The sequence below is a fragment of the Streptomyces sp. NPDC002536 genome (assembly GCF_053594995.1).
Genome location: NZ_JBSFWU010000048.1, coordinates 1 through 25,908, shown reverse-complemented (window position 1 = coordinate 25,908; position 25,908 = coordinate 1). Strand labels below are relative to the sequence as shown.

21 protein-coding genes and 1 pseudogene are annotated in these 25,908 nt (G+C 70.6%); 10 read left to right on the top strand and 12 right to left on the bottom strand.

Translation table 11 applies throughout. The features are described 5' to 3' along the window. Window positions 1-50: 50 nt before the first annotated feature. From ACWD4B_RS18960 to trhA, 3 genes are all read right to left on the bottom strand, one after another. On the bottom strand, window positions 51-674 hold the full coding sequence (locus ACWD4B_RS18960; RefSeq protein WP_451421799.1) for a TetR/AcrR family transcriptional regulator: 624 nt from the start codon (window positions 672-674) through the stop codon (window positions 51-53). 10 nt (window positions 675-684) lie between these two features. Continuing rightward, the gene (locus tag ACWD4B_RS18955; protein WP_451421798.1) at window positions 685-2,226 is read right to left on the bottom strand and encodes an MFS transporter; all 1,542 of its coding nucleotides are present in this window, start codon (window positions 2,224-2,226) and stop codon (window positions 685-687) included. Window positions 2,227-2,596: 370 nt separating this feature from the next. Further along, the gene (gene trhA / locus ACWD4B_RS18950) at window positions 2,597-3,355 is read right to left on the bottom strand and encodes a PAQR family membrane homeostasis protein TrhA (protein WP_451421797.1); all 759 of its coding nucleotides are present in this window, start codon (window positions 3,353-3,355) and stop codon (window positions 2,597-2,599) included. Between the two features lie 266 nt (window positions 3,356-3,621). Between trhA and ACWD4B_RS18945 the strand changes: the two genes are divergently transcribed. Beyond that, a complete protein-coding gene (locus tag ACWD4B_RS18945) occupies window positions 3,622-5,442 on the top strand; it encodes a phosphoenolpyruvate carboxykinase (GTP) (RefSeq protein ID WP_451421796.1) in 1,821 nt (606 codons plus the stop codon). A 108-nt stretch (window positions 5,443-5,550) separates the two neighbouring features. Here the strand turns inward: ACWD4B_RS18945 and ACWD4B_RS18940 are convergent, their stop codons facing one another. The 4 genes from ACWD4B_RS18940 to ACWD4B_RS18925 form a co-directional block, all read right to left on the bottom strand. Beyond that, a complete protein-coding gene (locus ACWD4B_RS18940; protein WP_451421795.1) occupies window positions 5,551-5,946 on the bottom strand; it encodes an SCO4983 family protein in 396 nt (131 codons plus the stop codon). Window positions 5,947-6,021: 75 nt separating this feature from the next. Continuing rightward, on the bottom strand, window positions 6,022-7,233 hold the full coding sequence (locus ACWD4B_RS18935) for a pyridoxal phosphate-dependent aminotransferase (protein ID WP_451421794.1): 1,212 nt from the start codon (window positions 7,231-7,233) through the stop codon (window positions 6,022-6,024). Between the two features lie 87 nt (window positions 7,234-7,320). Continuing rightward, complete coding sequence (locus ACWD4B_RS18930) at window positions 7,321-8,922, bottom strand: N-acyl-D-amino-acid deacylase family protein (RefSeq protein ID WP_451421793.1); 1,602 nt, start codon at window positions 8,920-8,922, stop codon at window positions 7,321-7,323. Window positions 8,923-9,016: 94 nt separating this feature from the next. Further along, the gene (locus ACWD4B_RS18925; RefSeq protein WP_451421792.1) at window positions 9,017-10,288 is read right to left on the bottom strand and encodes an amino acid deaminase; all 1,272 of its coding nucleotides are present in this window, start codon (window positions 10,286-10,288) and stop codon (window positions 9,017-9,019) included. 151 nt (window positions 10,289-10,439) lie between these two features. On the opposite strand from ACWD4B_RS18925, the gene ACWD4B_RS18920 reads away from it, so the two are divergent. From ACWD4B_RS18920 to ACWD4B_RS18900, 5 genes and pseudogenes are all read left to right on the top strand, one after another. After that, window positions 10,440-11,474: a sugar kinase gene (locus tag ACWD4B_RS18920; protein WP_451421791.1), complete on the top strand. Its 1,035-nt coding sequence runs from the start codon at window positions 10,440-10,442 to the stop codon at window positions 11,472-11,474. After that, window positions 11,471-12,220 carry an IclR family transcriptional regulator gene (locus tag ACWD4B_RS18915; RefSeq protein WP_451421790.1) on the top strand — a complete coding sequence of 250 codons (750 nt, stop codon included), beginning with the start codon at window positions 11,471-11,473 and terminating at the stop codon, window positions 12,218-12,220. The genes ACWD4B_RS18920 and ACWD4B_RS18915 overlap by 4 nt, the downstream gene beginning before the upstream one ends. A 34-nt stretch (window positions 12,221-12,254) precedes the next feature. Continuing rightward, window positions 12,255-12,659 carry a RidA family protein gene (locus ACWD4B_RS18910; RefSeq protein WP_451421789.1) on the top strand — a complete coding sequence of 135 codons (405 nt, stop codon included), beginning with the start codon at window positions 12,255-12,257 and terminating at the stop codon, window positions 12,657-12,659. 5 nt (window positions 12,660-12,664) lie between these two features. After that, window positions 12,665-14,017: pseudogene (locus ACWD4B_RS18905) on the top strand (GntP family permease); the annotation flags it as partial. 191 nt (window positions 14,018-14,208) lie between these two features. After that, the gene (locus ACWD4B_RS18900) at window positions 14,209-16,305 is read left to right on the top strand and encodes an NACHT domain-containing protein (protein WP_451421788.1); all 2,097 of its coding nucleotides are present in this window, start codon (window positions 14,209-14,211) and stop codon (window positions 16,303-16,305) included. 19 nt (window positions 16,306-16,324) lie between these two features. Here the strand turns inward: ACWD4B_RS18900 and ACWD4B_RS18895 are convergent, their stop codons facing one another. The 4 genes from ACWD4B_RS18895 to ACWD4B_RS18880 all read right to left on the bottom strand — a co-directional run bounded on the left by ACWD4B_RS18895 (window position 16,325) and on the right by ACWD4B_RS18880 (window position 18,942). Beyond that, window positions 16,325-17,389 carry an alpha/beta hydrolase gene (locus tag ACWD4B_RS18895; RefSeq protein ID WP_451421787.1) on the bottom strand — a complete coding sequence of 355 codons (1,065 nt, stop codon included), beginning with the start codon at window positions 17,387-17,389 and terminating at the stop codon, window positions 16,325-16,327. 52 nt (window positions 17,390-17,441) lie between these two features. After that, window positions 17,442-17,720, bottom strand: a complete 279-nt coding sequence (locus ACWD4B_RS18890) for an acylphosphatase (RefSeq protein WP_451421786.1) — start codon at window positions 17,718-17,720, stop codon at window positions 17,442-17,444. A gap of 182 nt (window positions 17,721-17,902) precedes the next feature. Further along, window positions 17,903-18,115, bottom strand: a complete 213-nt coding sequence (locus tag ACWD4B_RS18885; RefSeq protein ID WP_451421785.1) for a DUF397 domain-containing protein — start codon at window positions 18,113-18,115, stop codon at window positions 17,903-17,905. Continuing rightward, complete coding sequence (locus tag ACWD4B_RS18880) at window positions 18,112-18,942, bottom strand: helix-turn-helix domain-containing protein (protein WP_451421784.1); 831 nt, start codon at window positions 18,940-18,942, stop codon at window positions 18,112-18,114. Before ACWD4B_RS18880 ends, ACWD4B_RS18885 begins: the two co-directional genes overlap by 4 nt. 425 nt (window positions 18,943-19,367) lie before the next feature. Here ACWD4B_RS18880 and ACWD4B_RS18875 point away from each other — a divergent pair, with 425 nt between their 5' ends. Beyond that, window positions 19,368-20,243: a trypsin-like peptidase domain-containing protein gene (locus tag ACWD4B_RS18875; RefSeq protein ID WP_451421783.1), complete on the top strand. Its 876-nt coding sequence runs from the start codon at window positions 19,368-19,370 to the stop codon at window positions 20,241-20,243. Between the two features lie 284 nt (window positions 20,244-20,527). Here the strand turns inward: ACWD4B_RS18875 and ACWD4B_RS18870 are convergent, their stop codons facing one another. Then, a complete protein-coding gene (locus ACWD4B_RS18870) occupies window positions 20,528-22,225 on the bottom strand; it encodes a chitinase (RefSeq protein ID WP_451421829.1) in 1,698 nt (565 codons plus the stop codon). Between the two features lie 229 nt (window positions 22,226-22,454). Between ACWD4B_RS18870 and ACWD4B_RS18865 the strand changes: the two genes are divergently transcribed. The 3 genes from ACWD4B_RS18865 to ACWD4B_RS18855 are packed head-to-tail and all read left to right on the top strand — an operon-like array spanning window position 22,455 to window position 25,791. After that, window positions 22,455-23,384: a hypothetical protein gene (locus ACWD4B_RS18865; RefSeq protein WP_451421782.1), complete on the top strand. Its 930-nt coding sequence runs from the start codon at window positions 22,455-22,457 to the stop codon at window positions 23,382-23,384. Window positions 23,385-23,411: 27 nt separating this feature from the next. Next, entirely contained in the window at window positions 23,412-24,137 is a 726-nt protein-coding gene (cpaB, locus tag ACWD4B_RS18860) for a Flp pilus assembly protein CpaB (RefSeq protein WP_451421781.1), read from the top strand. A 13-nt stretch (window positions 24,138-24,150) separates the two neighbouring features. Continuing rightward, window positions 24,151-25,791 (top strand): AAA family ATPase, encoded by a 1,641-nt coding sequence (locus ACWD4B_RS18855; RefSeq protein WP_451421780.1) that lies wholly within the window; start codon window positions 24,151-24,153, stop codon window positions 25,789-25,791. The last annotated feature ends 117 nt before the right edge of the window (window positions 25,792-25,908 follow it).

Sequence of the window (25,908 nt, the reverse complement as noted above, 5' to 3'; positions counted from 1 at the left end):
ACCAGCCACGACGCGCCCGCAGTTGAAGTCCCGGGGCGGGGCCCCGCACCTCACAGCGTCAGACCGCGCCCCAGCACGTCCAGCGTGCGGTCGATCAGTGCCCCCAGATCCCCGGTCTGGCCCTGGTCCACCCAGTGCATCATCGCCTCCTGCATCGCCCCGAGCACCGCGGCGATCACGACCCGCACCTCAAGGTCGTCCGCGGACCTCCCCGTCCGCTCCGCAAGGACCCGGCACAGCATGACCGCCGACTCCGCCTGTCCCTCCGCGGAGCGGCCCCGCAGGGCCGGGACCTCGCGGACCAGCTTGGTGCGCTGCCGCAGTTCGACGATGTCCGTGTCGATGATGTGCTGCAGCGCGTCCCGCACACCGTGCCGGATGGCCTCGACCGGGGCCTCCTCCGCCGGGCGTGCCCGGATCGCCGCCTCCATCACCGGGTCGTACTCGTCGGTGAGGACGATGTCCTCCTTGGTCGGGAAGTAACGGAAGACCGTGCTGGGGGACACGTCCGCGGCCTCGGCGATCTGGTCGACCGGCGTGGCGTCGTAGCCCTGCTTCTCGAACAGCCGGTAGGCGGCACGCCGGATCGCCTGCCGGGTCTGGATCTTCTTCCGCTCGCGGAGCCCGAGTCTGGGGCCGGGCTGTGCGGGGGAGGACGTCTGTGCTGAGGCCATGGGTGCATTCTCAGGCATCGGTCATTTCGCCAACCACTTCATGATCCGCAGCCGCCTCCGCGGGGCGGCCGTCCGGCAGGAAGACGGCGACGAGGAGGGCCGCGGCGATCGCCCCGGCGCCGCACACCAGCAGGGCCAGGCTCATGCCGTGCAGGTAGGCGGTGTCCGCCGACCGTGCGAGCGCCGTGTCGCCGAGCCTGGCGGCGACCATCTGCGCCCCCTCGACGGAGTCGCGCGCTGCCCCCGCGGCGGCGGGCGGCAGCCCGTCCGTGCCGATCCGGCCGCGGTAGGCGCCGGCGATCAGGCTGCCCAGCACCGCCACTCCGACGGCGCCGGCGACCTGCCGCAGCGTCATCAGCAGCCCGGAGCCGCTGCCCGCGCGCTCGCGGGGGAGGGTGCCGAGGGCGCCGTCCATGGCGGGGATGATGCCGAAGCCGAACCCGAAGCCGGTGACGGACAGCCACAGGGCCGTGAAGCCGTAGCCGTCGTGGATGTCCGTGCGGCTGCCGAGCAGGGCGGCGAAGGCCATGACGGCCAGGCCGCCGGCGATGACGGGCCGCGCCCCGAACCGGGTGACCAGCGGTGCTGCGGCGCGCGACGAGACGATCATTCCGGCCATCATCGGCAGCATCCGCAGCCCGGTGCCGAAGGCGTCGTGGCCCAGGACGGCCTGGAGGTAGTGCGGCAGGACGAACAGCAGGCCCGTGAGCGTGAAGGTGATCAGTGCCGCGGCCGCGGTGTTCCAGCGGAAGCCGCGGTGGGCCAGCAGCGTGAGGTCCAGCATCGGCCGGGGCTGCCGGCGTTCGCGCAGGACGAGGGCGGTGAGCAGGACGGCCGCGGCGGCGAAGGCGCCGAGGACGGCCGGTGCGGACCAGCCGCGCGTGGGTCCCTCGACGACGCCGAAGACGAGGGCGCCGAGGCCGGTGACGGTGAGTGCGGTCGAGAGGGCGTCGACCCTGGGCGAGGAGGGGTCGTTGGTCTCGGGGAGCAGGAAGACGCAGGCCGCGATGCCGATGATCACGAGCGGGACGTTGACGAGGAAGGCCGAGCCCCACCAGAAGTGGTTGAGCAACCAGCCGCCGATGATCGGGCCCAGCGGCAGGCCGAGGGCCGAGGCGGCGGAGACCGCGCCCACGGCCTTGGTGCGCTCCGCGCCCGGGAAGAGCGAGGGCAGCACGGACAGGGCGAGCGGCATGATCAGCGCCGCGCCGGCGCCGAGGACGGTGCGGGCGGCGATGACCTCGCCGGTGCTCGTCGCGAACGTGCCGAGCAGGGATCCGACGAGGAAGATCCCCAGTCCGGTCAGCAGCATGCGGCGGCGGCCGAAGCGGTCGCCGAGGAGTCCGGCGGGGAGCATCAGGGCGGCGAGGACGACGAGGTAGGAGTCGGCTATCCACTCCTGTTCGCCGCTGGTGGCGCCCAGTCGGTCCGTCATGGTCGGCAGGGCGACGGTCAGGATCGTGGTGTCGAAGCCGAGGACGAGCATGCAGGCGACCAGGGCGCCCAGCGCCCACCAGCGCCGGGGGTCGGGTCGGGTGATCGGGGTGCTCATGGCACACCTCCGGGAGAGAGCTGACGTCAAGTGACAGTAACTCTCAAAAGATGGAGGGTGTCAATGTGGCCGGTGAAGGGTGGGTGATCTTGACGGCACTCTGATTGTCAGTGGGGTGTGTGACCCTGAGTGCAGGGCAGGGGAACGGTCAGTGAGACCGTAAAAGCCTGGAAAGAGGGGGTCGTTGATGAGCGGGGTCGTCTATGCGCTGCTCGCGATGCTGTGTGTCGCGGGGTATGTGATCGCCGGTGAGATCGCGGTGCTGGCCGTGGCCGTGGCCGGGATCGGGGGCCTGGCATGGCGAGTGGCCGCGGCTTCGAAGCCACGGCCACTGCGGAGGGTCCGTCGGGAGCGCGGTGCGCGCGGTGCGTCAGGCGTGCGAATAGGCGACGAGTGAAATGCCCACGTAGTGCGTGGCGAAGGCGGCCAGAGTGAGCGAGTGGAAGACCTCGTGGAAGCCGAACCAGCGCGGCGAGGGATTGGGGCGCTTGATCCCGTAGATCACCCCGCCCGCGCTGTAGAGCAGCCCGCCGATGATCACCAGGACGAGGACGGCGATGCCGCCCGTGCGCAGGAAGTCGGGGAGGAAGAAGACGGCGGCCCAGCCCATCGCGATGTAGCAGGGGGTGTAGAGCCAGCGGGGCGCGCCGACCCAGAAGACGCGGAAGGCTATGCCGGCGGCGGCCGCCGCCCAGACCGCCCACAGCAGGATCCGGCCCCTGCTGCCGGGGACGAGCAGCATGGTCAGCGGGGTGTAGGTGCCCGCGATGATCAGGAAGATGTTGGCGTGGTCGAGGCGGCGGAGCACGCCCTCGGCGCGCGGACCCCAGTTGCCGCGGTGGTAGAGCGCGCTGATGCCGAAGAGCAGGCAGGCGCTCAATGCATAGACGGCGCAGGCGATCCGGCCACGGGGGCTGTCGGCCAGGGCGGTCAGGAGGACGCCGGACACCAGTACGGCGGGGAACATTCCGGCGTGCAGCCAGCCGCGCAGTCGCGGCTTGGCCGGGGCCGGGGCGGAAGCGGAATCCTGCGGGGCGCCGGGGGCCGGGGCGTCGGTGGAGGCGGCGTTCGCCCCGGCCCCGGCGGAAGCGGAGGACGCGGTGGGCGCTGCGTCGGGCGCGGGAGTCATGGGCGCCATGCTACCTACGCGACCGTAGGTTACGGATCAGTATCACGTGGCGATGGTCACGGGGGTGCCCCCTGGACAGAAGCTGGGCGGAGTCGGATGATCAAATGAGTGCGGGCGGCACCGGATGAGCGGTCACGAAGCGTCTGGGTCGCAGCCCCCAAGGGGCGACAGTGTGCAAAGGCGGACTTTCCGGTGATCCGGCCCGAGTCCGTTCCACCCTCAATATCTGACGCCGGGCAGTGTGGACCCGGCGGGACGGAGCGATCGTGGCGCGCATCAGTGCGGCTCCCACCACCCTCACCCACCACCAGGAGCTGCTCTCCTGGGTCGACGAGATCGCCGCCCTCACCCAGCCGGACCGCGTGGTCTGGTGCGACGGCTCGGAAGCGGAATACGAGCGCCTGTGCGGGGAGCTCGTCGCCAAGGGCACCTTCCGGAAGCTCGACCCGGTCAAGCGACCCAACTCCTACTACGCCGCCTCCGACCCGAGTGACGTGGCGCGCGTCGAGGACCGCACCTTCATCTGCTCCGCGAAGGAGGAGGACGCGGGCCCGACCAACCACTGGAAGGCGCCCGCCGAGATGCGGGAGATCTTCGCCGGGGAGAAGGGCCTGTTCCGCGGCTCCATGCGCGGACGCACCATGTACGTCGTGCCCTTCTGCATGGGCCCGCTCGGCTCGCCGCTGTCCGCGATCGGCGTCGAGATCACCGACTCCGCCTACGTCGCCGTCTCCATGCGCACCATGACCCGCATGGGCCAGGCCGTGCTCGACGAGCTCGGCACCGACGGCTTCTTCGTCAAGGCCGTCCACACCCTCGGTGCCCCGCTCGCCGAGGGCGAGCAGGACGTGCCGTGGCCGTGCAACACCACCAAGTACATCTCGCACTTCCCCGAGGACCGCGAGATCTGGTCCTTCGGCTCCGGCTACGGCGGCAACGCCCTGCTGGGCAAGAAGTGTTACGCCCTGCGCATCGCCTCCGTCATGGCGCGCGACGAGGGCTGGCTGGCCGAGCACATGCTCATCCTCAAGCTCACCCCGCCCCAGGGCGAGTCCAAGTACGTGGCCGCCGCCTTCCCCTCCGCCTGCGGCAAGACCAACCTCGCCATGCTCGAACCCACCGTCTCCGGCTGGACGGTGGAGACCATCGGCGACGACATCGCCTGGATGCGCTTCGGCGAGGACGGCCGCCTCTACGCCATCAACCCCGAGGCCGGCTTCTTCGGCGTCGCCCCCGGCACCGGCGAACACACCAACGCCAACGCCATGAAGACCATGTGGGGCAACTCGGTCTTCACCAACGTCGCCCTCACCGACGACGGCGACGTGTGGTGGGAGGGCATGACCGAGGAGCAGCCCGCCCACCTCACCGACTGGCGGGGCAACGACTGGACGCCGGAGAGCGGCACCCCCGCCGCCCACCCCAACGCCCGCTTCACCGTGCCGGCTTCGCAGTGCCCGATCATCGCGCCCGAGTGGGAGGACCCCAAGGGCGTGCCGATCTCGGCCATCCTCTTCGGCGGCCGCCGCGCCACCGCCGTCCCGCTGGTGACCGAGTCCCTCAGCTGGCAGCACGGCGTCTTCCTCGGAGCCAACGTCGCCTCCGAGAAGACCGCCGCCGCCGAGGGCAAGGTCGGCGAGCTCCGCCGCGACCCGTTCGCCATGCTGCCGTTCTGCGGCTACAACATGGGCGACTACATGGGCCACTGGATCAAGATGGGTGAGGGCAAGGACGAGTCCAGGCTCCCGAAGATCTACTACGTCAACTGGTTCCGCAAGGACGCGGACGGCCGCTTCGTGTGGCCGGGCTTCGGCGAGAACAGCCGCGTGCTGAAGTGGATCGTCGACCGCATCGACGGCCGCGCGGAGGGCGTCGAGACGCCGATCGGCATTCTGCCGGCGAAGGACGCCCTGGACACGGCCGGGCTCGACATCCCGGACGCGGACCTGGACCTGCTCCTCACCGTCGACAAGGACGTCTGGCGCGAGGAAGCGGCACTGGTGCCGGAGCACCTGAACACCTTCGGTGACCACACGCCGAAGGAACTGTGGGACGAATACCGGGCGTTGGTGCAGCGCTTGGGCTGACGGAGGGAGGGAGCCCGGTCCGGTTCAGCGCCGCCGGGCTCCACTGCGGGCCGCCTGTGGCTGGTCGCGCAGTTCCCCGCGCCCCTTACGGGGCGCGACCACCCCGCGTTACCCCGTGATGCCCAGCGCCTCTGCGTGCGCCCGCATCCGTTCCGCGGCCAAGGCCGCGCCTTCCGTATCGCCGCGTCCCGTGGCCACCACCAGCGCCTGCCCCGCCAACATATGCGCGCGCTGATGCAGCGCAGCAACAGGCTTACCGCCCGCCACGGTTGGCGCAGCCCGCAAGGGTGCAGCCCCGCGCAGCCGTTCCACCTGAGCCGCCAGCCGGCACCCCGCATCGTCGAGCTCAGCCGCAGGCGCCACGGCGCGCAGTTCGTCCGTCACCGTGAGCAGTGCGGTCAGGTGCCAGGCCAGCCGTGTGTCCAGCTCCTCCTGGCGGGAGCGGTGCGGGCCGCGGTGAGGGCCGTGCGTATGGACCGACTTCGTGCGGATCGGCTCGTACATGGATGGCCTCCAAAGTTACCTCTGAAGGCCATCCTAACTTAGACGGCGTCTAAAGTTGTGTCGAGATCAAACAGGTCAGGCCTGCGAGTACCCGTCCAGGAAGTTCCCGATCCGCGTCACCGCGTCCGCCAGATCCTTCGCGCTGGGCAGCGTGACCAGGCGGAAGTGGTCCGGCTCCGGCCAGTTGAAGCCCGTGCCGTGGACGACCATGATCTTCTCGGCGCGGAGCAGGTCCAGCACCATCTGCCGGTCGTCCTTGATCTTGTAGACCTTGGGGTCCAGCCGCGGGAACGCGTACAGCGCACCCCTGGGCTTGACGCAGCTGACGCCCGGGATCTGCGTCAGCAGCTCGTACGCCACGTCGCGCTGCTCCAGCAGCCGGCCGCCCGGCAGCACCAGGTCGTTGATCGACTGCCGGCCGCCGAGGGCCGTGGCCACCGCGTGCTGGGCCGGCATGTTGGCGCACAGCCGCATGTTGGCGAGGATCGTCAGGCCCTCGATATAGCTTTCGGCGTGCGCCTTCGGGCCGCAGACCGCCATCCAGCCGCTGCGGTAGCCGGCCACCCGGTAGGCCTTGGACAGGCCGTTGAAGGTGAGGGTCAGCAGATCGGGGGCGAGGGCGGCGGTCGGGGTGTGGGTGGCGCCGTCGTAGAGGATCTTGTCGTAGATCTCGTCGGAGCAGACGATCAGGTTGTGGCGGCGGGCGATCTCCGTCAGGCCGCGCAGCATCTCGTCGTCGTAGACCGCACCCGTGGGGTTGTTGGGGTTGATGATGACGAGCGCCTTGGTGCGGTCGGTGACCTTGCGCTCGATGTCCGCCAGATCCGGCATCCAGTCCGACTGCTCGTCGCAGCGGTAGTGCACGGCCGTGCCGCCCGCGAGGGAGACCGAGGCCGTCCACAGCGGGTAGTCCGGGGCCGGCACGAGGACCTCGTCGCCGTCGTCGAGCAGCGCCTGCATCGACATCTGGATCAGCTCGGAGACGCCGTTGCCGAGGTAGACGTCCTCGACGGAGAGCTCGATGCCCTTGGTCTCGTAGTGCTGGACGACCGCGCGCCGCGCGGAGAGCAGCCCCTTGGCGTCGCCGTAGCCGTGGGCGTCGCCGACGTTGCGCAGCATGTCCTCGAGGATCTCCGGCGGGCACTCGAACCCGAAGATCGCCGGATTGCCGGTGTTCAGCTTGAGGATGCGCTCCCCTGCCGCCTCCAGCCGCATGGCCTCCTCGAGCACCGGGCCACGGATTTCGTAGCAGACATTGGCGAGCTTCGTTGACTGGATCACCTGCATGACGGCCACCTTAAGGGCGCCGCCCGCCCGGCGCTCGGGCATTACGACCCCACTTCCGGCCCCCACCGGGCGCACTCCGGGCGCGGATCAGCCCGCCGGGGTGCGCCGCACCGAGCGGCCCGCGAGGACGTCCGTCCGGCGCCCGTCTTTCATCACAAAGCGACCGTCGATGAGGACAAAAGGAATGCCGGTCGGAAGCGCCCTCGGGGCTTCGAAAGTGGAGCCGGCGGCTACGGTTTCCGGATCGAAGAGCACGAGGTCGGCGCGGTGTCCCTCCCGTACGAGACCCCGGTCGGGCAGCCTCAGACGGGCCGCAGGACGGGACGTGAGATGCGCCACGCTCTCCTCCAGAGAGAGCACACCCAGCTCGCGCGCATACCGGCCGAGGTAGTGCGGGAACGTTCCGTAGGCGCGCGGATGCGGCTTGGCGCCGTGCAGAATGCCGTCGCTGCCGCCCGTGTGGACCCGGTGCCGCATGATCGCCCGGACGTTCTCCTCGTGACCGACGTGCTGCAGGATCGCCGTCCCCAGCCGGTCCTCGCGGAGCAGCCGACGGGCCGTCGTCCACGGCTCCTCACCGCGCTCACGCGCGGACGCGGCGACGCTCTTCCCGACGTGACCGGCGAGGTGCGGGCGGGCCACGCCGGAGATCTCGATCGTCTCCCAGTCGATCGGCACACCGTGACAGCCGTCCGCGCCCTCCACCTCCATCGCGTGCCGGATCCGGGCCGCGGTCCCGTCGTCCGCCAGCCGCGCCAGCACGGCCTCCGGCCCGCCCTCGCCCGCCCAGCTCGGCAGCATGGCGGCGAGCGTCGTGCAGCCCGGGGTGTACGGGTACGTGTCCAGCGAAATGTCCGCGCCCTCGGCGAGGGCCGCGTCGAGCAGCGCCAGCAGCTCCGCGGCACGCCCCTTGTTCACCTCGAAGTTGAGTGTGGCGTGCGCCAGATGCAGGGCGCACCCGGCGGTGCGGGTGACGTCGATCATCTCGGCGTACGCGGCGAGGGCGCCCGCGCCGTACGAACGGTGATGGGGGCAGTAGTAGCCGCCGTACCGGGCCACCACCCGGCACAGCGCGGTCAGTTCGGCATCGGTGGCGTACATGCCCGGGGTGTACGTGAGCCCGGACGACAGGCCCACGGCGCCCTGTTCGAGGCCCTCGGCGACGAGCGCCTGCATGCGGGCGGTCTCGTCCGCGGTGGCCGGCCGGTCCTCCCAGCCGACGACCAGCATCCGGACGGTGCCCTGCGGGACGAGGTACGCGGCGTTGACCGCGATACCGGCGTCCAGGCGGTCGAGGTACTCGCCGACCGTGCGCCAGGTGAAGTCGGCGTCCTCGCCCGTGCCGTTCCAGCCGGCGATCTGGGCGCGGACCTGGGCGAGGGTGCGGTCGTCCACGGGGGCGTAGGACAGGCCGTCCTGGCCGACGACTTCGAGGGTGACGCCTTGTGCGGCCTTCGCCTCGTGGGAGGGGTCGGTGAGGAGGGCCAGGTCGCTGTGGGCGTGCATGTCGATGAAGCCGGGCGCTAGCGCTAGGCCTGTGGCGTCTATGGTGCGGCGCCCTGACGGGCGGGGGTCTTTGCCCTCGCGGGCGATTGCCGCGATGTGGCCATCGCGGATGGCCACATCGGCCCGGTACGACGGGCCGCCCGTGCCGTCGATGACGCGGGCGTTGCGGAGGACTGTGTCCATGCGTTGCCTCTCGGGTGCGGGCCGGTGGTGGTTGCTCGCGCAGTTCCCCGCGCCCCTTACGGGGCACGGCTACGGGGCACGGCTGGCGCGGCCCTCAGAAGAACGTCCGCACGAAATCCGTCACCGTGCCGTTCTCCTCCACCACGGGGATCAACTGCCACTTGTCGAACGTCGTGCACGGGTGCGACAGCCCGAGGCCCACCCAGTCGCCGACCTCCAGGTCCGTGCCCTGCTCAAGGGCGACGAAGGCGTGTTGGTCCGCCAGGGCAGTGATCGTCATTCCTTCCGCGGGCCGTACCGCCCCGGTCCGTGCCGAGCGGACGACCTGGACCTCCGGCAGGCCGAGGTCGTACGGCGCATCCCGCTTGCCGGCGTTGAGGAACGCCTTGCCCGGCTCCGGGCGGGAGACGACCTGCGTCCACAGCCGGAATGCCGCCTGCAACTCACCCTCGCCCGTAAGCCGGTTGAACGGCGTCTTCTTGCGGTACTGCCCGTCGTCATGCGTGATGTACGCCCCCGACCGCAGCAGCTTCAGCACCGGTGCCGACAGGGCCGGCAGTTCCGCGAAGGCCTCGCCCACCGCGTCGAACCACGCGCTGCCGCCCGCGCTGACGACGATCTCCTCGACGCCCGCGAAGCGGCCCGCCTTGTCGAAGGCGGCCGCCAGGGCGACGAGCCGGCGCAGCCAGGCGCCGACGCGCTCGGCGTTCGCGTCCGGGACCTCGGCCTCGTAGCAGGCGACGCCCACCAGCCGCAGGGTGTCCGTGGCCGCGACCGCGTCCGCGACGACCTTGCACTCCACCTCCGTACGGGCGCCCGTACGGCCGCCCTGCACGCCGAGTTCGACGACGACGTCGAGCGGGCGGGCGAATTCGCCGGTGCGCAGCGCCGCGTCCATCAGCTCGACGCCGCGCAGCGAGTCGACGTACAGGACCAGCCGGAAGTCCGGGTCGGCGGTCAGCTCGCCCGCGAGCCAGCGCAGCGCCGCCGCGTCCACGACCTCGTTGGCGAGGAAGATCCGTCGGATCCCGAAGGCCCGGTAGACGCGCACCTGGGAGATCGTGGCGGCCGTGATGCCCCACGCGCCGTGCGCGATCTGGCGCTCGAAGAGCTGCGGTGCCATCGACGTCTTGCCGTGCGGGGCGAAGGCCAGGCCGTGCTCGGCGGACCAGCGTTCCATGACGCGCAGGTTGTGGTCGAGCGCCTCGGCGGAGAGGGCGAGTACGGGCGTGGTGAACCCGCCGGTGAACAGCGAGCGACGTTCGGCCGCCAGGTCGCCCACCGTGCGGCCCTCCGCGTCCGGCGGAAGTCCCTTGAAGCGGTGGTCGACGCGTTCCAGAGCCAGCCGGGCGACGGCGTCGGACATGAGGCCTCCTGTGCAGCGTGCAGCATGCAGTACGAGTGGCGTTGCAACATGTGCAACATCCGTTGCGTGTAGCGCTCGCCGCTGTCTAACATCCCCGCGAGCGCCGGGTCAACGGTGCTCACGGAAACGTGACGGACCGGTGGGAGGGGCCATGAGCGGAGCCACAACCGACGTCGTGTACGACGTCGTCTGCCTCGGTGAATCCCTCGTCGCCTTCCGGCCCGTGCGCCCCGGCCCCCTCGCGGACGTCCCCGCCTTCGAACGCGGCATCGGCGGCGCCGAGTCCAACGTGGCCTGCGCACTCGCCCGTTGCGGGCACCGCACCCGCTGGATCGGACGTGTCGGCACGGACGGCTTCGGCACGCACCTGGTGGACGCTATCGCCGCCCACGGGGTCGACGTCTCCGCCGTCCAGCGCGACCCGGACCGCCCCACCGGCATCTACTTCCGCACGGCGGGGGAGCGCGCCACCACCCTGCCCGTCGACCGCTCCCTCTCCGAAGTCGCCTACTACCGCGCCGGATCCGCCGCCTCCGCGATGTCCCCCGCGCTCGTACCGCGCGAAGCCGCCTGGTCCGGCCGCATCCTGCACCTCACCGGCATCACCGCGGCCCTCTCCGCCGACTGCCGCGACCTGCTCCGCCACCTGACGGCCCCCGCCCCCGGCCGCCCACTGCTCTCCTTCGACGTCAACTACCGCGCGAGCCTCTGGCAACACAGTCGCCCCACCCTCCTCGCCGACCTCGCCCGCCGCTGCGACCTCGTCTTCGTCGGCGAGGACGAGGCCGAGGCGGCGTGGGGCCTGCGCGGCGCCGCCGCCATCCGGTCCGCCCTCCCGGAACCCGGCCTCCTGGTCGTCAAGCACGGGGCACAGGGGGCAACGGCCTTCGCGCGGGACGGTGAGGCCCTCACCGTCCCCGCCCCCGCCGTCGACGTCGTCGCCCCCGTGGGCGCCGGCGACGCCTTCGCCGCCGGGTTCCTCTCCGCCACCCTGCGCGGACTCCCGCTCCCCGCACGGCTGCGCCACGGCCACCTCACGGCCGCCGCCGCCCTCACCGTCCCCGGCGACCTCGGCGAACCCCCGGCCCGTGAACAGGCCGACCGGCTCGCCGCGCTGGACGACACCGCCTGGAACGCCCTCCGCATAGACCGCGACACCAACCGCGACATGGAAAGCACCGCATGAGCCAGACCGTCGACCGCGCCCTCACCATCCTGCCCCTGCTCGCCGAGGGCCCCGCCAACCTGGAGCAGGTCGCGCAGCGGCTCGGCGTCCACAAGTCGACCGCACTGCGCCTGCTGCGCACCCTGCACGCCCACGGCATGGTCCACCGGCAGCAGGACCAGCGCTACCGGCTCGGCGCCCGCCTGTTCGCGCTCGCCCAGCAGGCCGCCGAGGGTCTGGACATCCGCGAGACCGCCCACCCGCACCTCGTCGCACTCAACGAACTGTGCGGCCACACCGTCCACCTGGCGGTCCACGAGGAGGGCGAGGTCGTCTACATCGACAAGATCGAGAGCCGCTACCCGGTGCGGATGTACTCCCGCATCGGCAAGCCCGTCGCCATCACCGTCGCCGCCGTCGCCAAACTGCTGCTGGCCGGCCTGCCCGAGCCCGAGCGACGGGCCGTCGCCGAACGCCTCGACTACCCCGCCTACACGCCCCGTTCGACCCCGAACGCCGCCGCCTTCCTCAGGGAGCTGGCCGTCGTTCGCGAACAGGGCTGGGCCACCGACTTCGGCGGCCACGAGGAGTCCATCAACTGCATCGGCGCCCCCGTCCACGGCGTGGACGGGCGCGTCGTCGCGGCCTGTTCGATATCCGCACCTAATGTCGTCGTCACCGCCGACGAACTCCTCGCCCTGCTCCCGCTGGTGCGCCGCACTGCGGAAGCGATCAGCGCGGACCACTCAGGACGAACCCCCGTATGAACCCCCGTATGAACCCTCATATGAAGGTGAACCGATGACCGTCAAGATCGCCGTGACCCCGACCGGCCACGCCACCCCGCCCGCCAAGTTCTCGCACGGCGTGCGCAAGGGCAACATCCTCCAGGTGGCCGGCCAGGTCGGCTTCCTGCCCACCAAGAACGGCGAGCCCCCCGTCGTCGCAGGCCCCACCCTCCGCGAACAGACCCTCCAGACACTCGCCAACGTCCAGGCCGTCCTGGAGGCGGGCGGCGCGAGCTGGGAGGACGTGGTGATGCTGCGCGTCTACCTCACCGACACCGCCCACTTCGCCGAGATGAACGCGATCTACGACGACCACTTCGCCTCCCTCCAGGGCCCGCCCGCCGCACGCACGACCGTCTACGTCGGCCTGCCCAAGGGCCTGCTCATCGAGATCGACGCCCTCGCCGTCCTGGGCTGAGGCGTGCCGTGCTGCTCGCGATAGCCGCGCTGGGCGTCGCACTGCTCCTCTTCCTGATCATCAGGGTCAGACTCCAGCCGTTCGTGGCCCTGCTCGTCGTCTCGATCGCGGTGGGGCTCGCGTCAGGCCTGACCGTCACCCAACTCTTCGGCACCGTCCAGAAGTCGGACGCCGTCCCGCTGCTCGAAGCGGGCATGGGCGGCACGCTCGGCCACGTCGCCGTCATCATCGGACTCGGCACCATGCTGGGCTCGGTCCTGGAGGCCTCGGGCGGCGCCCGGGCGCTGGCCGGGCGCCTGCTGGCCTTGTTCGGTGAGCGGCGCGCACCGCTCGCCATGGGCCTGACCGGGTTGCTGTTCGGCATCCCGGTCTTCTTCGACGTGGGCATCTTCGTCCTGGCCCCGGTGGTGTACGCCACGGCCAGGCGCGGAGGCGGATCGATCCTGCGCTACGCACTGCCGATGCTGGCCGGCCTGTCCATGACCCACGCCTTCCTCCCGCCCCACCCCGGCCCGGTCGCGGCGGCGGGCCTGCTGCACGTGGACCTGGGCTGGGTGATCCTGATGGGCGCTCTGACCGGCATACCGGCAGTGCTGGCGGCATGGGCGTACGCGGCGTGGATAGCGCGCCGCGTGCACGTCCCGATACCGGAGGAAGCGCCGTCGGAGGAATCCCCACCACAGGAACAACCAGTACCGCTGTCAACGCTGTTGACGGTGATAGGCACCCCGCTGCTCCTCATCCTCCTCGCGACGTTCTCCTCGGTGACCCTGGCCCCCGGCACGGCCCGCTCGGTGCTGGAGTTCTTCGGCCACCCCTTCATGGCGCTGACGATTGCGCTGTTCCTCGCCTACTGGCTGCTGGGCATCCGGCGCGGCTGGTCGCGCGCGTCGCTGGAGGCCCTGTCGACGGCCTCGCTCAAGCCCGTCGGCAACATCCTGCTGGTCGTGGGCGCGGGCGGGATCTTCGGCGCGGTGCTGAAAGCGGGCGGCGTGGCCCAGGCGGTGGCGGATCTGTGCGACACCGCGGGCCTGCCGGTGCTGGTGCTGGCGTGGCTGCTGTCGGCCGCGCTGCGGGTGGCGCAGGGCTCGGCGACGGTGGCCATCGTGACGACGGCGGGCATCGTGGCCCCGGTGCTGGAGGCGGCCCATCCCTCGCAGGCGCAGGCGGCCTTGGTGATCGTGGCGATCTCGGCGGGCTCGGTCTTCGCCTCGCACGTGAACGACGGGGGCTTCTGGATGGTGGCCAAGTACTTCGACATCCCGGAGCGGGACACGTTGGTGTCGTGGACGGTGCTGGAGTCGGTGCTGTCGGTGGCGGGGTTCGGGGCGGCGGGGGTGCTGAGCGTGGTGGTGTGACGGAACGGGTGCTTCCGGTGACAGAAACCATGAATTCGCACGCCTCGAATTCATGGTTTCTGTCACCGGAAGCGCTGACTCGCCTATGACAAGGGCGTGTTGACAAAATGGAACGCATCGCCTCACCATCTGGACCAGGTCCGGCCAGTCACTGCAACACCGCACGGCACTGCCGATAGCTGGGAAGCCGTATGAAGATCCTGCCCAGATACGTTGTACGCAGCCGCTCCCCGCGCGGGGGCCCCACGTACAACACGCTGGACGGGACCACGGTGTACGGGATGGTGGTCCAGGCCGGGACCGTGACGGTCGGCGTCCCGCCGTCAACTCTCCAGGCCACGCTGGACGATGCTGCGGGACGGCTCGCCGACTCGCTCCGCAAGCAGTGGCGGAGCGAGGAGCAGCGGTGGAGGGTGCAGGATCCGATCCCGTTGCCGGTGCGGTGGCAGGCGGCGCCGGACGAGTTGACGGACCACTGGTCCAACGTGTGCCGTTGCCCGGCGGGGCACGACGTTCCCCGCCCGGTGTCCCTGGCCGGTCGGCTCGACGAGATCGTGGACGTCTACCGGCGGGTGCCGTCCGGGCGGCTGGTGGTGCTGGGCCGGGCGGGGTCGGGGAAGTCCATCCTGACCGTGCGGTTCGCCCTGGATCTGCTGGGGCCTCCCGGCACGTCGGTCACCGTCGTGCCGGTGATCTTCAGCCTCGGGTCGTGGAATCCGGTTCGCCCGCTGGGGGAGTGGCTGGCCGCCCGGCTGGAGCGGGACCATCCCGGTCTGGCGGCAGCCGCCGGTCCCGGCCCGTCGTCACTGGCCGGCGCGTTGGTCGACAACGACCGGATCCTGCCCGTCCTGGACGGGTTCGACGAGATCGCCGACGGGTTGCACAGGCCCGCGCTGGAAGCCCTCAACACCACTGCCATGCCACTGCTGTTGACCAGCCGACGCACCGAGTACGCGGCCGCCGTGACGGGGACGGACGTCCTGACCTCGGCCGCGGCCGTCGAGTTGAGCGATCTGTCCCTGGCCGATCTGGAGGACTACCTGCCGCGTACGACGCGCAAGGCAAGCGCGGGGGTGACTGCGTGGGATCCCGTCCTGGGGCAGCTGCGCGACCATCCCGAGAACCCGGCGAGCGAACGGCTTGCGACGGTGCTGAGGACTCCGCTGATGGTCACGCTCGCCCGCACCAGCTACAGCGACACCCCGGACCGGACCCCGGCCGACCTGCTGGACGCCGACCGGTTCGGTACGCCCCAGGCTCTTGAGGACCACCTCCTGGACAACTTCATCCCCACGGTCTACGGAGACCAGCCCCCTGAACGCCGTGAACGAGTCCTTCACTGGTTCGGCTACCTAGCCCGGCACCTGGAGCAGCTCGGCACCCGCGACCTCGCCTGGTGGCAACTGGGCACCACCATGGGCTACTTCTCGCGCATGCTGGTGGTCGGGCTGACGATCGGGCTCGCGTCGGCGCTCGCGGTCGGGGGCCTCGGCATTGAGGAGGGTCCCGCGCAAGTGCTCGTGGACGCGCTGGTGAACGGGACGGCGATGACGCTGGTCTTCGGGCTCGTGCACGGATTCGTGCCGTGGCTCGCCACCAAGTTCAGGTTCGGCGGCGCGGTGCTCAAGCCGTCCCGTATGCAGGTACAGATCCGGGGCGGAATGGGAAGGATGCGTGAGGACTTCGCCCCCAGGCTGGTGAGCGGGCTCGGGATCGGACTCGTCTTCGGGGTCTTGTTCGGGCTCGCGCAGGGGGTCGCGGGGGTGTTCTGGTTCAAGTTCTTCGGGGGGCTGGTGCTCGTAGGGCCTTTCCTCCTGCTCTGGCTCGCGATCGGGATCGGGGCCGGGCTCGCGTTCGGAGTCGTTTACGGGGCCATGGCCGGGCTCGAGGTTCCCGTCGATATCAGGTCGTCCGTCAGCCCCTCCGAACTCTTGGCCACCAACTGCAGAACCGTGCTCGTCCAGTTGTCGGTGGCCGGGATCGTGTTCGGAAGCGTGTACGGGCTGGCGCGGGGGGTCGGGTTCGGGGAAGGACTCGTGCCCGGGCTTCTCAACGGCATCATCAGCGGGCTGGAGGTCGCGCTCGGCTACGGACTGAGCCTGACAGCCTGGGGGCGCTGGGTGGTCCTGGGGCGGATCGCCCTGCCGCTGGCAGGGCGACTGCCCTGGTCGGTGTGCGCCTTCCTGGAAGACGCTCACTGCCGCGGGGTGCTGCGCCAGGCCGGTGCCGTCCACCAGTTCCGGCACGCTCGGCTGCAGGACCGCCTGAGCGAGCGGCGGCCCGGATGACCGGGCCGCCGTGCTTGGTTCAGGCGGCGGAGGCGAAGGCATGCTCCAGGCGCGGGACGTAGTCCTCCAGGGACCGTGCCCAGCAGTAGCCGTTGTGGCCGCCGTTGCAGTTCGGAGCCCAGTTGGCGCCGTTGCCGTAGTCCACGTAGTAGGAGGGCATGCCGAGGGCGTCCATGTTGTCCTTGACGTGCTTGGACGCTCCTTCGAGCCAGAACTCCGGTTCGACGGGGTTGCCGTTGCCGTTGCCGACGTAGATCGAGACGCCGACGTCCTTGCCCTTCAACCTGTCCATGTGGCGGGAGGGGTCGACGTTGTTCCACATCCAGTCGGCGTTGAACACGGGGTAGGGCGAGCCGAAGAGGGCGTCGCTCGACACGGTCGGGCCGAACTTGCTGTTGCAGTCGCCGATGACGTTGCTGCAGAACGCACCGAGGCCGTTGGTCAGCGAGGCGACGACGGCCAGGCGCAGGTCCATGGAGTCCACGGACATGTCGATGTCACCGGAGAACGAGGCGGTCTGGCTGAAGAGTTCGGGGTGGGCCTGGGCGTAGTGGAAGGCACCGAACCCGCCCATCGAGATGCCCGCGACGGCCCGTCCCTTCTTGGTCGCGATCGTGCGGAGGTTGGCGTCGATGAAGGGGATGACCTGGTTGATATGGAAGGTCTCCCAGTTCTGCGCACCGGCAGCGGTGTCCTGGTCACGCCAGTTGGCGTACCAGCCCCGCCTCCCGCCGTCCGGGACAACCGTGATCATCGACTTGGCGTTGATCAGAGCTGGGAAGCCCTGGTTCTCCGGCTTGTCCGGCGAGCCGTGCAGGAAGTACAGCACCGGGTAGCGCTTGGCCGGATCGGCGTTGTAGTCGCTCGGCAGCATGATTCTGATGTGCTGCTCGCCGGCCACTTGGGGCGTGGTCACCGAGATGACGAAGTCGGTGGCGGTACCGGTCGTGGCACCGACCTGGGTGAGGCCGTAGCCGTCGGTGAAGACCGGTGGAGCCTCGGCTGCCTGCGCCGGGGCCGAGCCGGCTAATGGCGCGAGGATCAGCCCGAGGGCTGAGACGAGCACTGCGAGTTTTCTGATCACGCTGCGCCTCCTGAACGTCTCTGGGGACGTGAAGGAGGATAGGGCGGCCGGGCTAGCCCGTTGTGGGGCGGACCTCGAATCCGGTCAAGTCCTGCGGGGGTTCCTCGCTCACCTCGACCCGTTGCACATCGGCGCGGGTGGGACCGCGGTGCGCCCACCGCACCATGTGCTCCACGGCCTCGGCGGGCCCTTCGAAGACGGCCTCCACGGTCCCGTCGGACAGGTTGCGCACCCACCCGGCCACGCCGTGCGTCTGGGCTTCGCTGCGACAGGTGTCCCGGTAGAACACGCCCTGGACCAGGCCGGAGACGGTGACATGTTTGCGGATCATGTACGCAACTCTGCCCTCGTTTGCGCCCTGGGGCGACCTGCGTAGCGTGGAAGGGGTACGCGCTCGCACGCGACCTTGCAGGGAGTGTGAAACATGACCGCAATCAATCCGATTCCCTCGACCACGCCGTTGCCGCCGTTGCCGCCGGCTCCGTTGCCGCTCCCGCTGCCGGTCCCGCCGCTCTAGAACGACAGCAGTTCATCGCCGCCGAGTGCGGCGATGAACGCTTGCCAGGCGGCGGCCGGTACGAGGAGGGTCGCCCCGTGCGGGGCGGTTTTGCTGTCCCTTATGGGGACGGGGGCGGTGGGTATTCGGGGGGACGGGGCCCATTCGAGGCAGGAGTTGGGGTCTGCGCCGCTGCCGCTGTAACTGGATTTGATCCATGTGGTGCTCATGAGGGAAATTCCTTCAGAACGGATTCGATGAATGTTGCTGTCTCGCCCGGCGACAAGGCGTAGGACCTGAGGTGGTCGTAGGCCCTGTGGTACCGGTCGACGCTCTCCGGGTCTTCGAGCAACTCGACTGCATTGATGCTCTCTTCACAGGCAACCACAGTGCCGTCGCCCAACGTGAAGAGCGACAAGTGGCCACCGATGAGGCCATGTCCGCCGTGGGCGAAGGGGATGACCTGGAGCATGCTGGTCGGGGTGTCCACGTTCGAGATCAGAGCGCAAAGTTGCGCCCTCCAGATCTCAGGTCCGCCGATCGCTCGTCGCAGGACGGCCTCGTCCACAATATAGGAGACGTCCGGAGGCGGGTCGGCCTGCAGAAGGGCTTTACGGGCCATGCGTGATGCGACCCATTCTTCGATCTTTTCCTCTGTCCTCCTGGGGTCGTTGAGACGGAAGACGGTGCGGGCGTAGTCCTGTGTCTGGAGGAAGCTCGGCACGAAGCACCCTGCGTAATGCCGAATCACCCGGGCCCGGTCCTCCAGCTCCCGTCGCCGCTCGTACTTGTCCGGATGCGAAGACCGCAACGCCAGCGCATACAGCAGCTTGAACACCCCGTCCGTCCCGAACAACGCATCCAGCCGCTCCGCCAGCCCCGGCGGCGGCATGTGCTCCGCGATCTCGATCCGCGCCAGGTGGCTGCGGCTGTAGCGGACGACCTCTGCCAGTTTCTCCAGGCTCATCCCCGCCCGTTCGCGGTGGCGCCGCAGTTCCGCCCCGAACGCGTGCCGGGGTGACCGGTCCGGCTTCAGCTCACGTCCTCGTCGTGCCATGCGCAGCGGCCCCCTCGTCTCTCCCAAGGTCCCGGTCGGGACACAAACCCCCTTCCGGAGCGTACGGACCGGCCGCAACCCTGGTGGCACACCCATCAGTTGAACCCACGTACGAGGTACCCCCATGCCGTCGCCCGACGCCCCCGTTCCCCCGAAGTCGTCGCTCCAGCGCCGTCCCGTGCCCTGTGCGGAGTGCCGCCGCATCCGTGCGGCCTACCACGAGGCATCCCGCGACGGGAATCATGCCGCCGTCCGGTGGTGCATCGAGGAGATGGGAAGGCATCACCGTGCCGTCCACTGATGGCAGTGAAACCGGCCAAGTTCACCGACACTTGTGACCGGTTCATTGCCCCTCGGCCTCAACGGCCCCAACAATGCACACGTCAAAACGTGCTGCAGTTCGGACCGGAGAGGAACCACCCCCCATGAGACGACCTCTCGTTGGCGCACTGACCACTGTGCTCGTCGCCGGGTCGACCGTCGTCGGCCTCGGCGCCGGCACCGCCTCCGCTCAGGCGAAAGCCGTCGACTTCGCCGGCACCGTCGCGCTGAGCAACTGTTCCGGATCGGTGGTCCGGATGCCGAGTTCGGCGGACAACGACCCCGCCCTCGTCATGACCAACGGCCACTGCCTGGAGACGGGGATGCCGGACCCCGGCACCGTCATCACCGACCAGCCGTCGTCCCGCACGTTCAGCCTGCTGAACTCGTCCGCGGGCAAGGTCGCCACGCTGCAGGCGACGAAGGTCGCGTACTCGACGATGACCGACACCGACGTGACGTTCTACGAGCTGAACACGACCTACGCGCAGATCAAGCAGCAGTACGGGATCGACGCGCTGAGCCTGTCGCCCGACCACCCCGTCGCCGGCACCGCGATCAACGTCGTCTCCGGGTACTGGAAGAAGATCTACTCCTGCAACGTGGACGGTTTCGTGCACGAGCTGCACGAGGCCGGCTACGTCTGGAAGGACTCGCTGCGCTACACGTCCACGTGCAACGTCATAGGGGGCACCTCCGGCTCCCCGGTGATCGACTCGTCCACCGGCAAGGTGGTCGCGATCAACAACACCGGGAACGAGAACGGTGAGCAGTGCACGCTGAACAACCCGTGCGAGGTCGACGAGAACGGCAACGTCACCGTGCACCAGGGCACGAACTACGCCGAGGAGACCTACGGGATCACCAAGTGCTTCGGCACCGGCAACAAGCTGGACCTCTCGCTGCCGGGCTGCACGCTGCCGCAGCCGGGGACCGAAGAGGGTGACGACGCGGTGCGTTCCGCCGCGCACCACGCGTAGCGTCCGTTCACCATCCGTCCGCCCCGCTCACCGTCGGTGTGCGGGGCGGACCATTTCCTTCCCGCCCCTTGACTCCGGACAAATAAGGAGGAAACTGGCACTTACACCAGACAACCGGTGAGAGCCGCACCAATCGGTGAAGACGTTCATCGATCCGAGTGACCCCCATCTCGGCACACTGGCTAGGCCCCCGGAAGGGCACGCATCGAAGACTGGGCAGCCGGCGACGACTGGAGCTCAAGAAGCGGTGCGGAGCGCCGGGGGCTGAGCATGTCGGGACCCGGTCAGGACAGGCCGTGGACGTGCGGCCCGACCCCGTTGGACCAGGCGTTGCCCGCCGCGGCGTCCCAGTTGGTCGACCACGTCATGGCCCCGCGCAGGTCGGGATAGGTGTGCGGCGGCTTGAACGTGCCGCAGCCCGTCCCCTTCGTCAGGCAGTCCAGTGCCGCGTTGACCACCGACGGGTCCACGTAGCCGCTGCCCGCGCTGCGCGGCGAGGCCGGCACGCCCAGGCCGACCTGGGACGGTGCGAGGCCGCCTTCCAGCTGGGTGCAGGCCAGGGCGGTGAGGAAGTCGACCGAGCCCTGTGCGTAGACCTGTCCGTCGCAGCCGTTCATGGAACCGCTGTTGTAGAACTGCGTGTTGACGACGGTCAGGATGTCCTTGATGTTGAGCGCGGTCTGGAAGTAGGCGGAGGACGTCGACTGCATGTCGATCGTCTGCGGCGCCATGGTGATGACCAGCTTGCCGCCCGCCTTTGCCGACAGGGAGCGCAGCGCCTGACTCATGTACGTGGGGTTGAGGCCGTTCTCCAGGTCGATGTCCACGCCGTTGAAGCCGTACTTCTGCATGAGGGCGTAGGCGCTGCCGGCGAAGTTTTCCGCGGAGGCCGAGTCGTTGATCGACACCGAGCCCTTCTCCCCGCCGACGGAGAGGATCACGGACTTGCCTGCCGCCTGCTTGGCGGCGATGTCCGCCTTGAACTGTGCGTCGCTGTACTTCAGGGCGGGGTCGAGGGTGAAGTCGACGGCGCCGGGTGTGGTGGTGGCGTCCGCGAAGGCGACGGCGATGATGTCGTACTGGTCCTGTACGTCGCTGATCTTCTGGACGGTGGCGCCGTTGTCGAAGTTCTGCCAGTACCCGGTGACCGCGTGCTTCGGGACGTTGCCCGGGTTGCCGCCGCTGCTCGCTGAGGTCGTGGCCGAGACCTGCGCGGACTTCGCCGACTCGCCCGTCGCGTTGGTCGCGCTGACCTGGAAGGTGTACGCGGTGGAGGGCGTCAGGCCGGTCACCACGGCCGAAGTGCCGGTCGCCGACCGGACCTTGGTGCCGCCCTGGTAGACGTTGTAGCCGGTGGCGCGGGCCGCCGGGTTCCAGGACAGGGCCACGGACGACGAGGTCACCGTCCCGGCCGTCAGCCCGCCGGGGGCGTCCGGCACCGGGTCGCCGGGGTCGCCGCCGCCGGGGCCGGTGAGGGTGATGTCGTCGGCGAAGTAGGGCGGTTGGCCGTACCAGCCGTGGGTGTAGACGGTGACGGTCGTCGTGTTCGGGCCCGTGGTGAAGCTCGTGGTCAGCTGTTGCCAGCTGCTCGCGCTCGGGGTCCAGGTCGAGACGTCCGTGGTGCCGGTGCCGCTCGCGCCGAGGTAGACGTACGAGCCCTGGACCCAGGCGCCCAGCGTGTACGAGGAGTTGGGCCGGACGCTCACGGTCTGCGAGCACTGGGCGTCGTCGGAGCCGGCGGGCGTGGCCTTGAGGGCGGCCGAGCCGCTGTGCACGGGGGCGGAGGTGGTGGTTCCGCTGCCGCCGGTACAGGACCAGCCGTCCATCCCCGACTCGAAGCCCGGGTTCTTGACGAGGTTGGTGCCGTCCGCGTGGGCCGCAGTGCCGGCGGCGCTCAGGCCTGCGGTGCCCAGGGTCAGGGCGGCGAGGAGGCCGGCGGAGCGACGGCCTCCTCTTCTGTTGCTGCTTCCGTGTCTGGTTATGACGCGCACTACTGCCTCCGGTGGGAAGGGAGTTGGAGCGGTTATGGGGGGTATCGGGGGGTAGGGATGTGCAGGAACGGTGGCCACCGTTAGCGCGTGAGGATGGTCTAGTCCAATCCGTTCGTCAAGGGTTTCGGGGAACGGTTCTCAGCCGCTCCCAACACGGATAAAGTGCGGAGGCACCACAGCACCACAAGCCCCCGCGGCCGGAGTGAACGGGGAAGCAGACGTGCCGATTGCGATAGCGGTCACCGGTTCCGACCTGGTGCTGCCCGCGCCGGACGGCCCCGCTCCCACCGCTGCCGTCCTCCAGCCGCCGCAGGCACAGCCGTTGGAGGCGGCCGTCGCCGAGGCGGGTGCGCTGCTGGAGCAGTGCGGCCATCTCGTCGTGCCCTACCCGGACTCGCTGGACGCCGCCCACGTGCGGCGGCTGCACGCCGTGCGCGCGCTGCTGGAGAGCGACCGCGTCGCGCTTCTGCCCGTCGCCCTGCCGCCGCTCGCCGTCGCTGTACTGGCCCGGCAGTTACGGCAGTTGTCGGCCTCCGACCTGAGCCCCGGAGTGCTCGCCTCCGCCGTCCGGCTGCTCGCCCACTACATCCACACGGGCGCCGAGCTCGCGGGCACCGGCGGCATCGCCCGCCTCGACCGGGTGGACGTCGGGCTCGGCAGCCACCTCGCCGCCCTGCTGCCCGGCACCCGGTTCTGTGCGCTCGTCCACCCCGTACCGGCGCTGCTGCGCACCGGCGGCGCCGCCGGGCGGGCGGCCGTGCCCGAGGGGCCGGGCTTCGTCACCTCCCTGACCGTCGCCCGCAGCAGGCCGTGCCGGGAGGGGGACTGGGTCACCGGCACCCTTGCGCCCGCCTGGAAGGTGCGCGGCGTGCAGGAGATCCATCCGCTGCCCGCGGAGTCCCGGCGCTGGTGGGGTACGCAGCGGGCCGTGGAGTTCGCCGCTGCGATTCCCGACCCCTCGGTGCTCTACCAGCTCGTCTCCTCCGTGCGGCGGGAGGAGTGCCACTGGTGCGGGCGCGAACTCATCGGCGACCGCTGCGGGTTCTGCAACGCGCCCCTCGCGCGCGCCGGGAGCACCCCCGCCATCGGGCCGCCACCGTCCGCCCGTGCCCGTACCGCCGTCGTCGCCGCCGCTCCGAACAGCCGCTGAACGAGCTGAACGAGGTTCGCCGTCCCCATGAATTCACGCCAGCGCCGCGGGATCGTCCTGCTGCTCCTGTCGGTCCTCTGCGCAGCGGGCGCCTTCGCCGGGGTGTTCGTCGTCGTCCACGACGCCGACTCCAAGGTGGGCCCGGAGGTCACCGCCTACCGGCTGAAGTCCGACGTCCCCGCCTACCGGACGCTCGACGGCGGCGAGTTCGAGCGGATCTCGATGCCGCGGCGCTGGCTGCCGGTCACGGCCGTCACCGACCTCGACGACGTCAACGGGAAGATCGCCGTCACACCCCTGCGGCGCGGCTCGCTGCTGCAGAGCGACATGATCGTGGCGCGGCCCGCGCTGAGCCCGGGGCAGCAGGAGATCGCCATCATGATCGATGCGGCGACGGGCGTCGCCGGGAAGATCAACCCCGGGGCGCGGGTCAACATCTACGCCACCTTCGACGGCAAGGACCAGGGGCAGGGCGCCAAGCCCGTATCCAAGGTCATCGTCAGCGGCGCCCGGGTCATGGACGTCGGCAAGCTCACCCCCCTCGACCGGGACCGCGACAGCGGCGGCGGGGCGACGGTCCGCCGGGCCGGCGACGCCGTGCCGATCACCTTCGCGCTCGACACCAAGGACGCACAACGCGTCGCCTACGCCGAGTCGTTCGCCTCCCACGTCCGCCTCGCCCTCGTCGCGCCCGGCGGCGACGACGGCGTCGGCAGCGGCGACCGCACCTACACCCTCGACGGCGACAAGTAGAGGCAGGGCCACGGTGACGATCCGAATCCTCCCCGCCATCGGCGACCCGGAGACCGCGCGGTCCGTCTGCGGACTGCTCGGACAACTGCCCGGCGTGGAACCGCTGCACACCGCCGCCGACTCGACGCGCCTGCTGGACACGCTCGCCGCGCTGGCGGCGGCCTCGGTGCGGGAACTGCCCGAGGTCGTCCTCGTCCACGAGCGCATCGGACCCGTGCCCGCCCTCGAACTCGTCCGCGAGATCGCCCTCCGCTTCCCCGCCACGGGCGTCGTCCTGGTCGCGGCCGACGCCGGACCGGCGCTGTACGCGGCCGCCATGGACTGCGGGGCGCGGGGCCTGGCCGCGCTGCCGCCGACGTACGACGAACTGGGGGCGCGGGTACAGGCCGCCGCGCACTGGGCGACCGGGGTGCGGCAGCACCTGGGCGGCAGCCCGCCCGCGTACTCCGCGGGCGGCGGCTCCGCCGGCGGGCGGCTCGTCGCCGTCGTCGGGTCCAAGGGCGGCGTCGGGACGACCGTGACCGCCGTCCAGCTCGCCCTCGCCGCGTGCGCCGCCGGGCGCAGCGTGGCCCTGGCCGACCTGGACCTGCAGTCCGGCGACGTCGCCTCGTACCTCGACGTCCAATTCCGCCGCTCCGTCGCCGACTTGGCGGGCATCGCCGACATCTCGCCGCAGGTCCTGCAGGACGCGGTCTTCCCCCACCCCACCGGGCTGGGCCTGCTGCTCGCCCCCGCGGAGGGGGAGCGCGGCGAGGAGGTCGGCGACCACGCGGCACGGCAGATCGCGGCGGCGCTGCGCAGCCGGTACGAGGTCGTCGTCGTGGACTGCGGCACGCAGATCACCGCGGCGGGTGCCGCGGTGATCGAGACGGCGGACCTGGCGCTGCTGGTCACCACGCCGGACGTGGTGTCCGTGCGGGCCGCCAAGCGGATGGTGCGGCTGTGGGAGCGGCTGCAGATCCGGAAGGCGGAGGAGACGACGACGGTGGTCAACCGCTATGCGCGGCACGCGGAGATCCAGCCGCCGCTGGTGGCCCGCACGACGGGCACGGCCACGGCACGGACGACCGTCCCCGCCGCCTTCCGCGAACTGCGGGGCGTCGTGGACTCGGGCCGGATGCAGGACCTCGACCCGAGGTCCGGGGTGCGGCAGGCGCTGTGGGCGCTGGCGGGTGAACTGGGCCTGGCGGCACCGGTGTCGCATGCGCGACGGCCTGCACGCCGCGCCCTGGGGAGCGGCGGCGGTACGGGGCCGGACCAGCTGCTGCCGGTGCCGGCGACCCCGCCGCTGAACCGCTTCCGGCGGCGCGGGGGCGGCGACCGGGGCCAGCTCGCCGTGGAGTTCGCGGGCCTGCTGCCGCTGATCCTGGTGGCGCTGGCGGTGGTGTGGCAGTGCGTGCTGGTCGGCTACGCGTATTCCCTTGCGGGGCATGCGGCGGACCGGGGGGCGCGGGCGGGGGCGGTGGGGCGCGACTGCGCCGCGGAGGCGAGGGCGGATCTGCCGGGGGGGTGGACGGCGAGCCCGCGGTGCGGGGCGAGCCCTGACGGGGAGGTTGTTGCGGACGTCGCGCTGAAGGTGCCGGTGCTGGTGCCGGGGATGGTGGACTGGCCGTGGCAGGTGCGGAGTTCGGCGGGCGCGGTGAGGGAGGACTGACGGTGGTTTTCTCTGCCCCTGACCCGCCCCTTCCCGCAACCGGGGCCCGGGGGCGAAACCCCCGGGACGCCCGGTACCGGGTTACTTCTTGTCCCCGCCCTTGCCCTTGTCCTTGTC

Coding starts and splice junctions, on each gene's coding strand:
- ACWD4B_RS18875 (WP_451421783.1), top strand. CDS start 19,368: ATGAGACGACCTCTCGTTGGCGCACTGACCACTGTGCTCGTCGCCGGG.
- ACWD4B_RS18960 (WP_451421799.1), bottom strand. CDS start 674: ATGGCCTCAGCACAGACGTCCTCCCCCGCACAGCCCGGCCCCAGACTC.
- ACWD4B_RS18890 (WP_451421786.1), bottom strand. CDS start 17,720: ATGATCCGCAAACATGTCACCGTCTCCGGCCTGGTCCAGGGCGTGTTC.
- cpaB (WP_451421781.1), top strand. CDS start 23,412: ATGAATTCACGCCAGCGCCGCGGGATCGTCCTGCTGCTCCTGTCGGTC.
- trhA (WP_451421797.1), bottom strand. CDS start 3,355: ATGACTCCCGCGCCCGACGCAGCGCCCACCGCGTCCTCCGCTTCCGCC.
- ACWD4B_RS18900 (WP_451421788.1), top strand. CDS start 14,209: ATGAAGATCCTGCCCAGATACGTTGTACGCAGCCGCTCCCCGCGCGGG.
- ACWD4B_RS18940 (WP_451421795.1), bottom strand. CDS start 5,946: ATGTACGAGCCGATCCGCACGAAGTCGGTCCATACGCACGGCCCTCAC.
- ACWD4B_RS18920 (WP_451421791.1), top strand. CDS start 10,440: ATGAGCGGAGCCACAACCGACGTCGTGTACGACGTCGTCTGCCTCGGT.
- ACWD4B_RS18955 (WP_451421798.1), bottom strand. CDS start 2,226: ATGAGCACCCCGATCACCCGACCCGACCCCCGGCGCTGGTGGGCGCTG.
- ACWD4B_RS18915 (WP_451421790.1), top strand. CDS start 11,471: ATGAGCCAGACCGTCGACCGCGCCCTCACCATCCTGCCCCTGCTCGCC.
- ACWD4B_RS18885 (WP_451421785.1), bottom strand. CDS start 18,115: ATGAGCACCACATGGATCAAATCCAGTTACAGCGGCAGCGGCGCAGAC.
- ACWD4B_RS18925 (WP_451421792.1), bottom strand. CDS start 10,288: ATGTCCGACGCCGTCGCCCGGCTGGCTCTGGAACGCGTCGACCACCGC.
- ACWD4B_RS18910 (WP_451421789.1), top strand. CDS start 12,255: ATGACCGTCAAGATCGCCGTGACCCCGACCGGCCACGCCACCCCGCCC.
- ACWD4B_RS18935 (WP_451421794.1), bottom strand. CDS start 7,233: ATGCAGGTGATCCAGTCAACGAAGCTCGCCAATGTCTGCTACGAAATC.
- ACWD4B_RS18880 (WP_451421784.1), bottom strand. CDS start 18,942: ATGGCACGACGAGGACGTGAGCTGAAGCCGGACCGGTCACCCCGGCAC.
- ACWD4B_RS18930 (WP_451421793.1), bottom strand. CDS start 8,922: ATGGACACAGTCCTCCGCAACGCCCGCGTCATCGACGGCACGGGCGGC.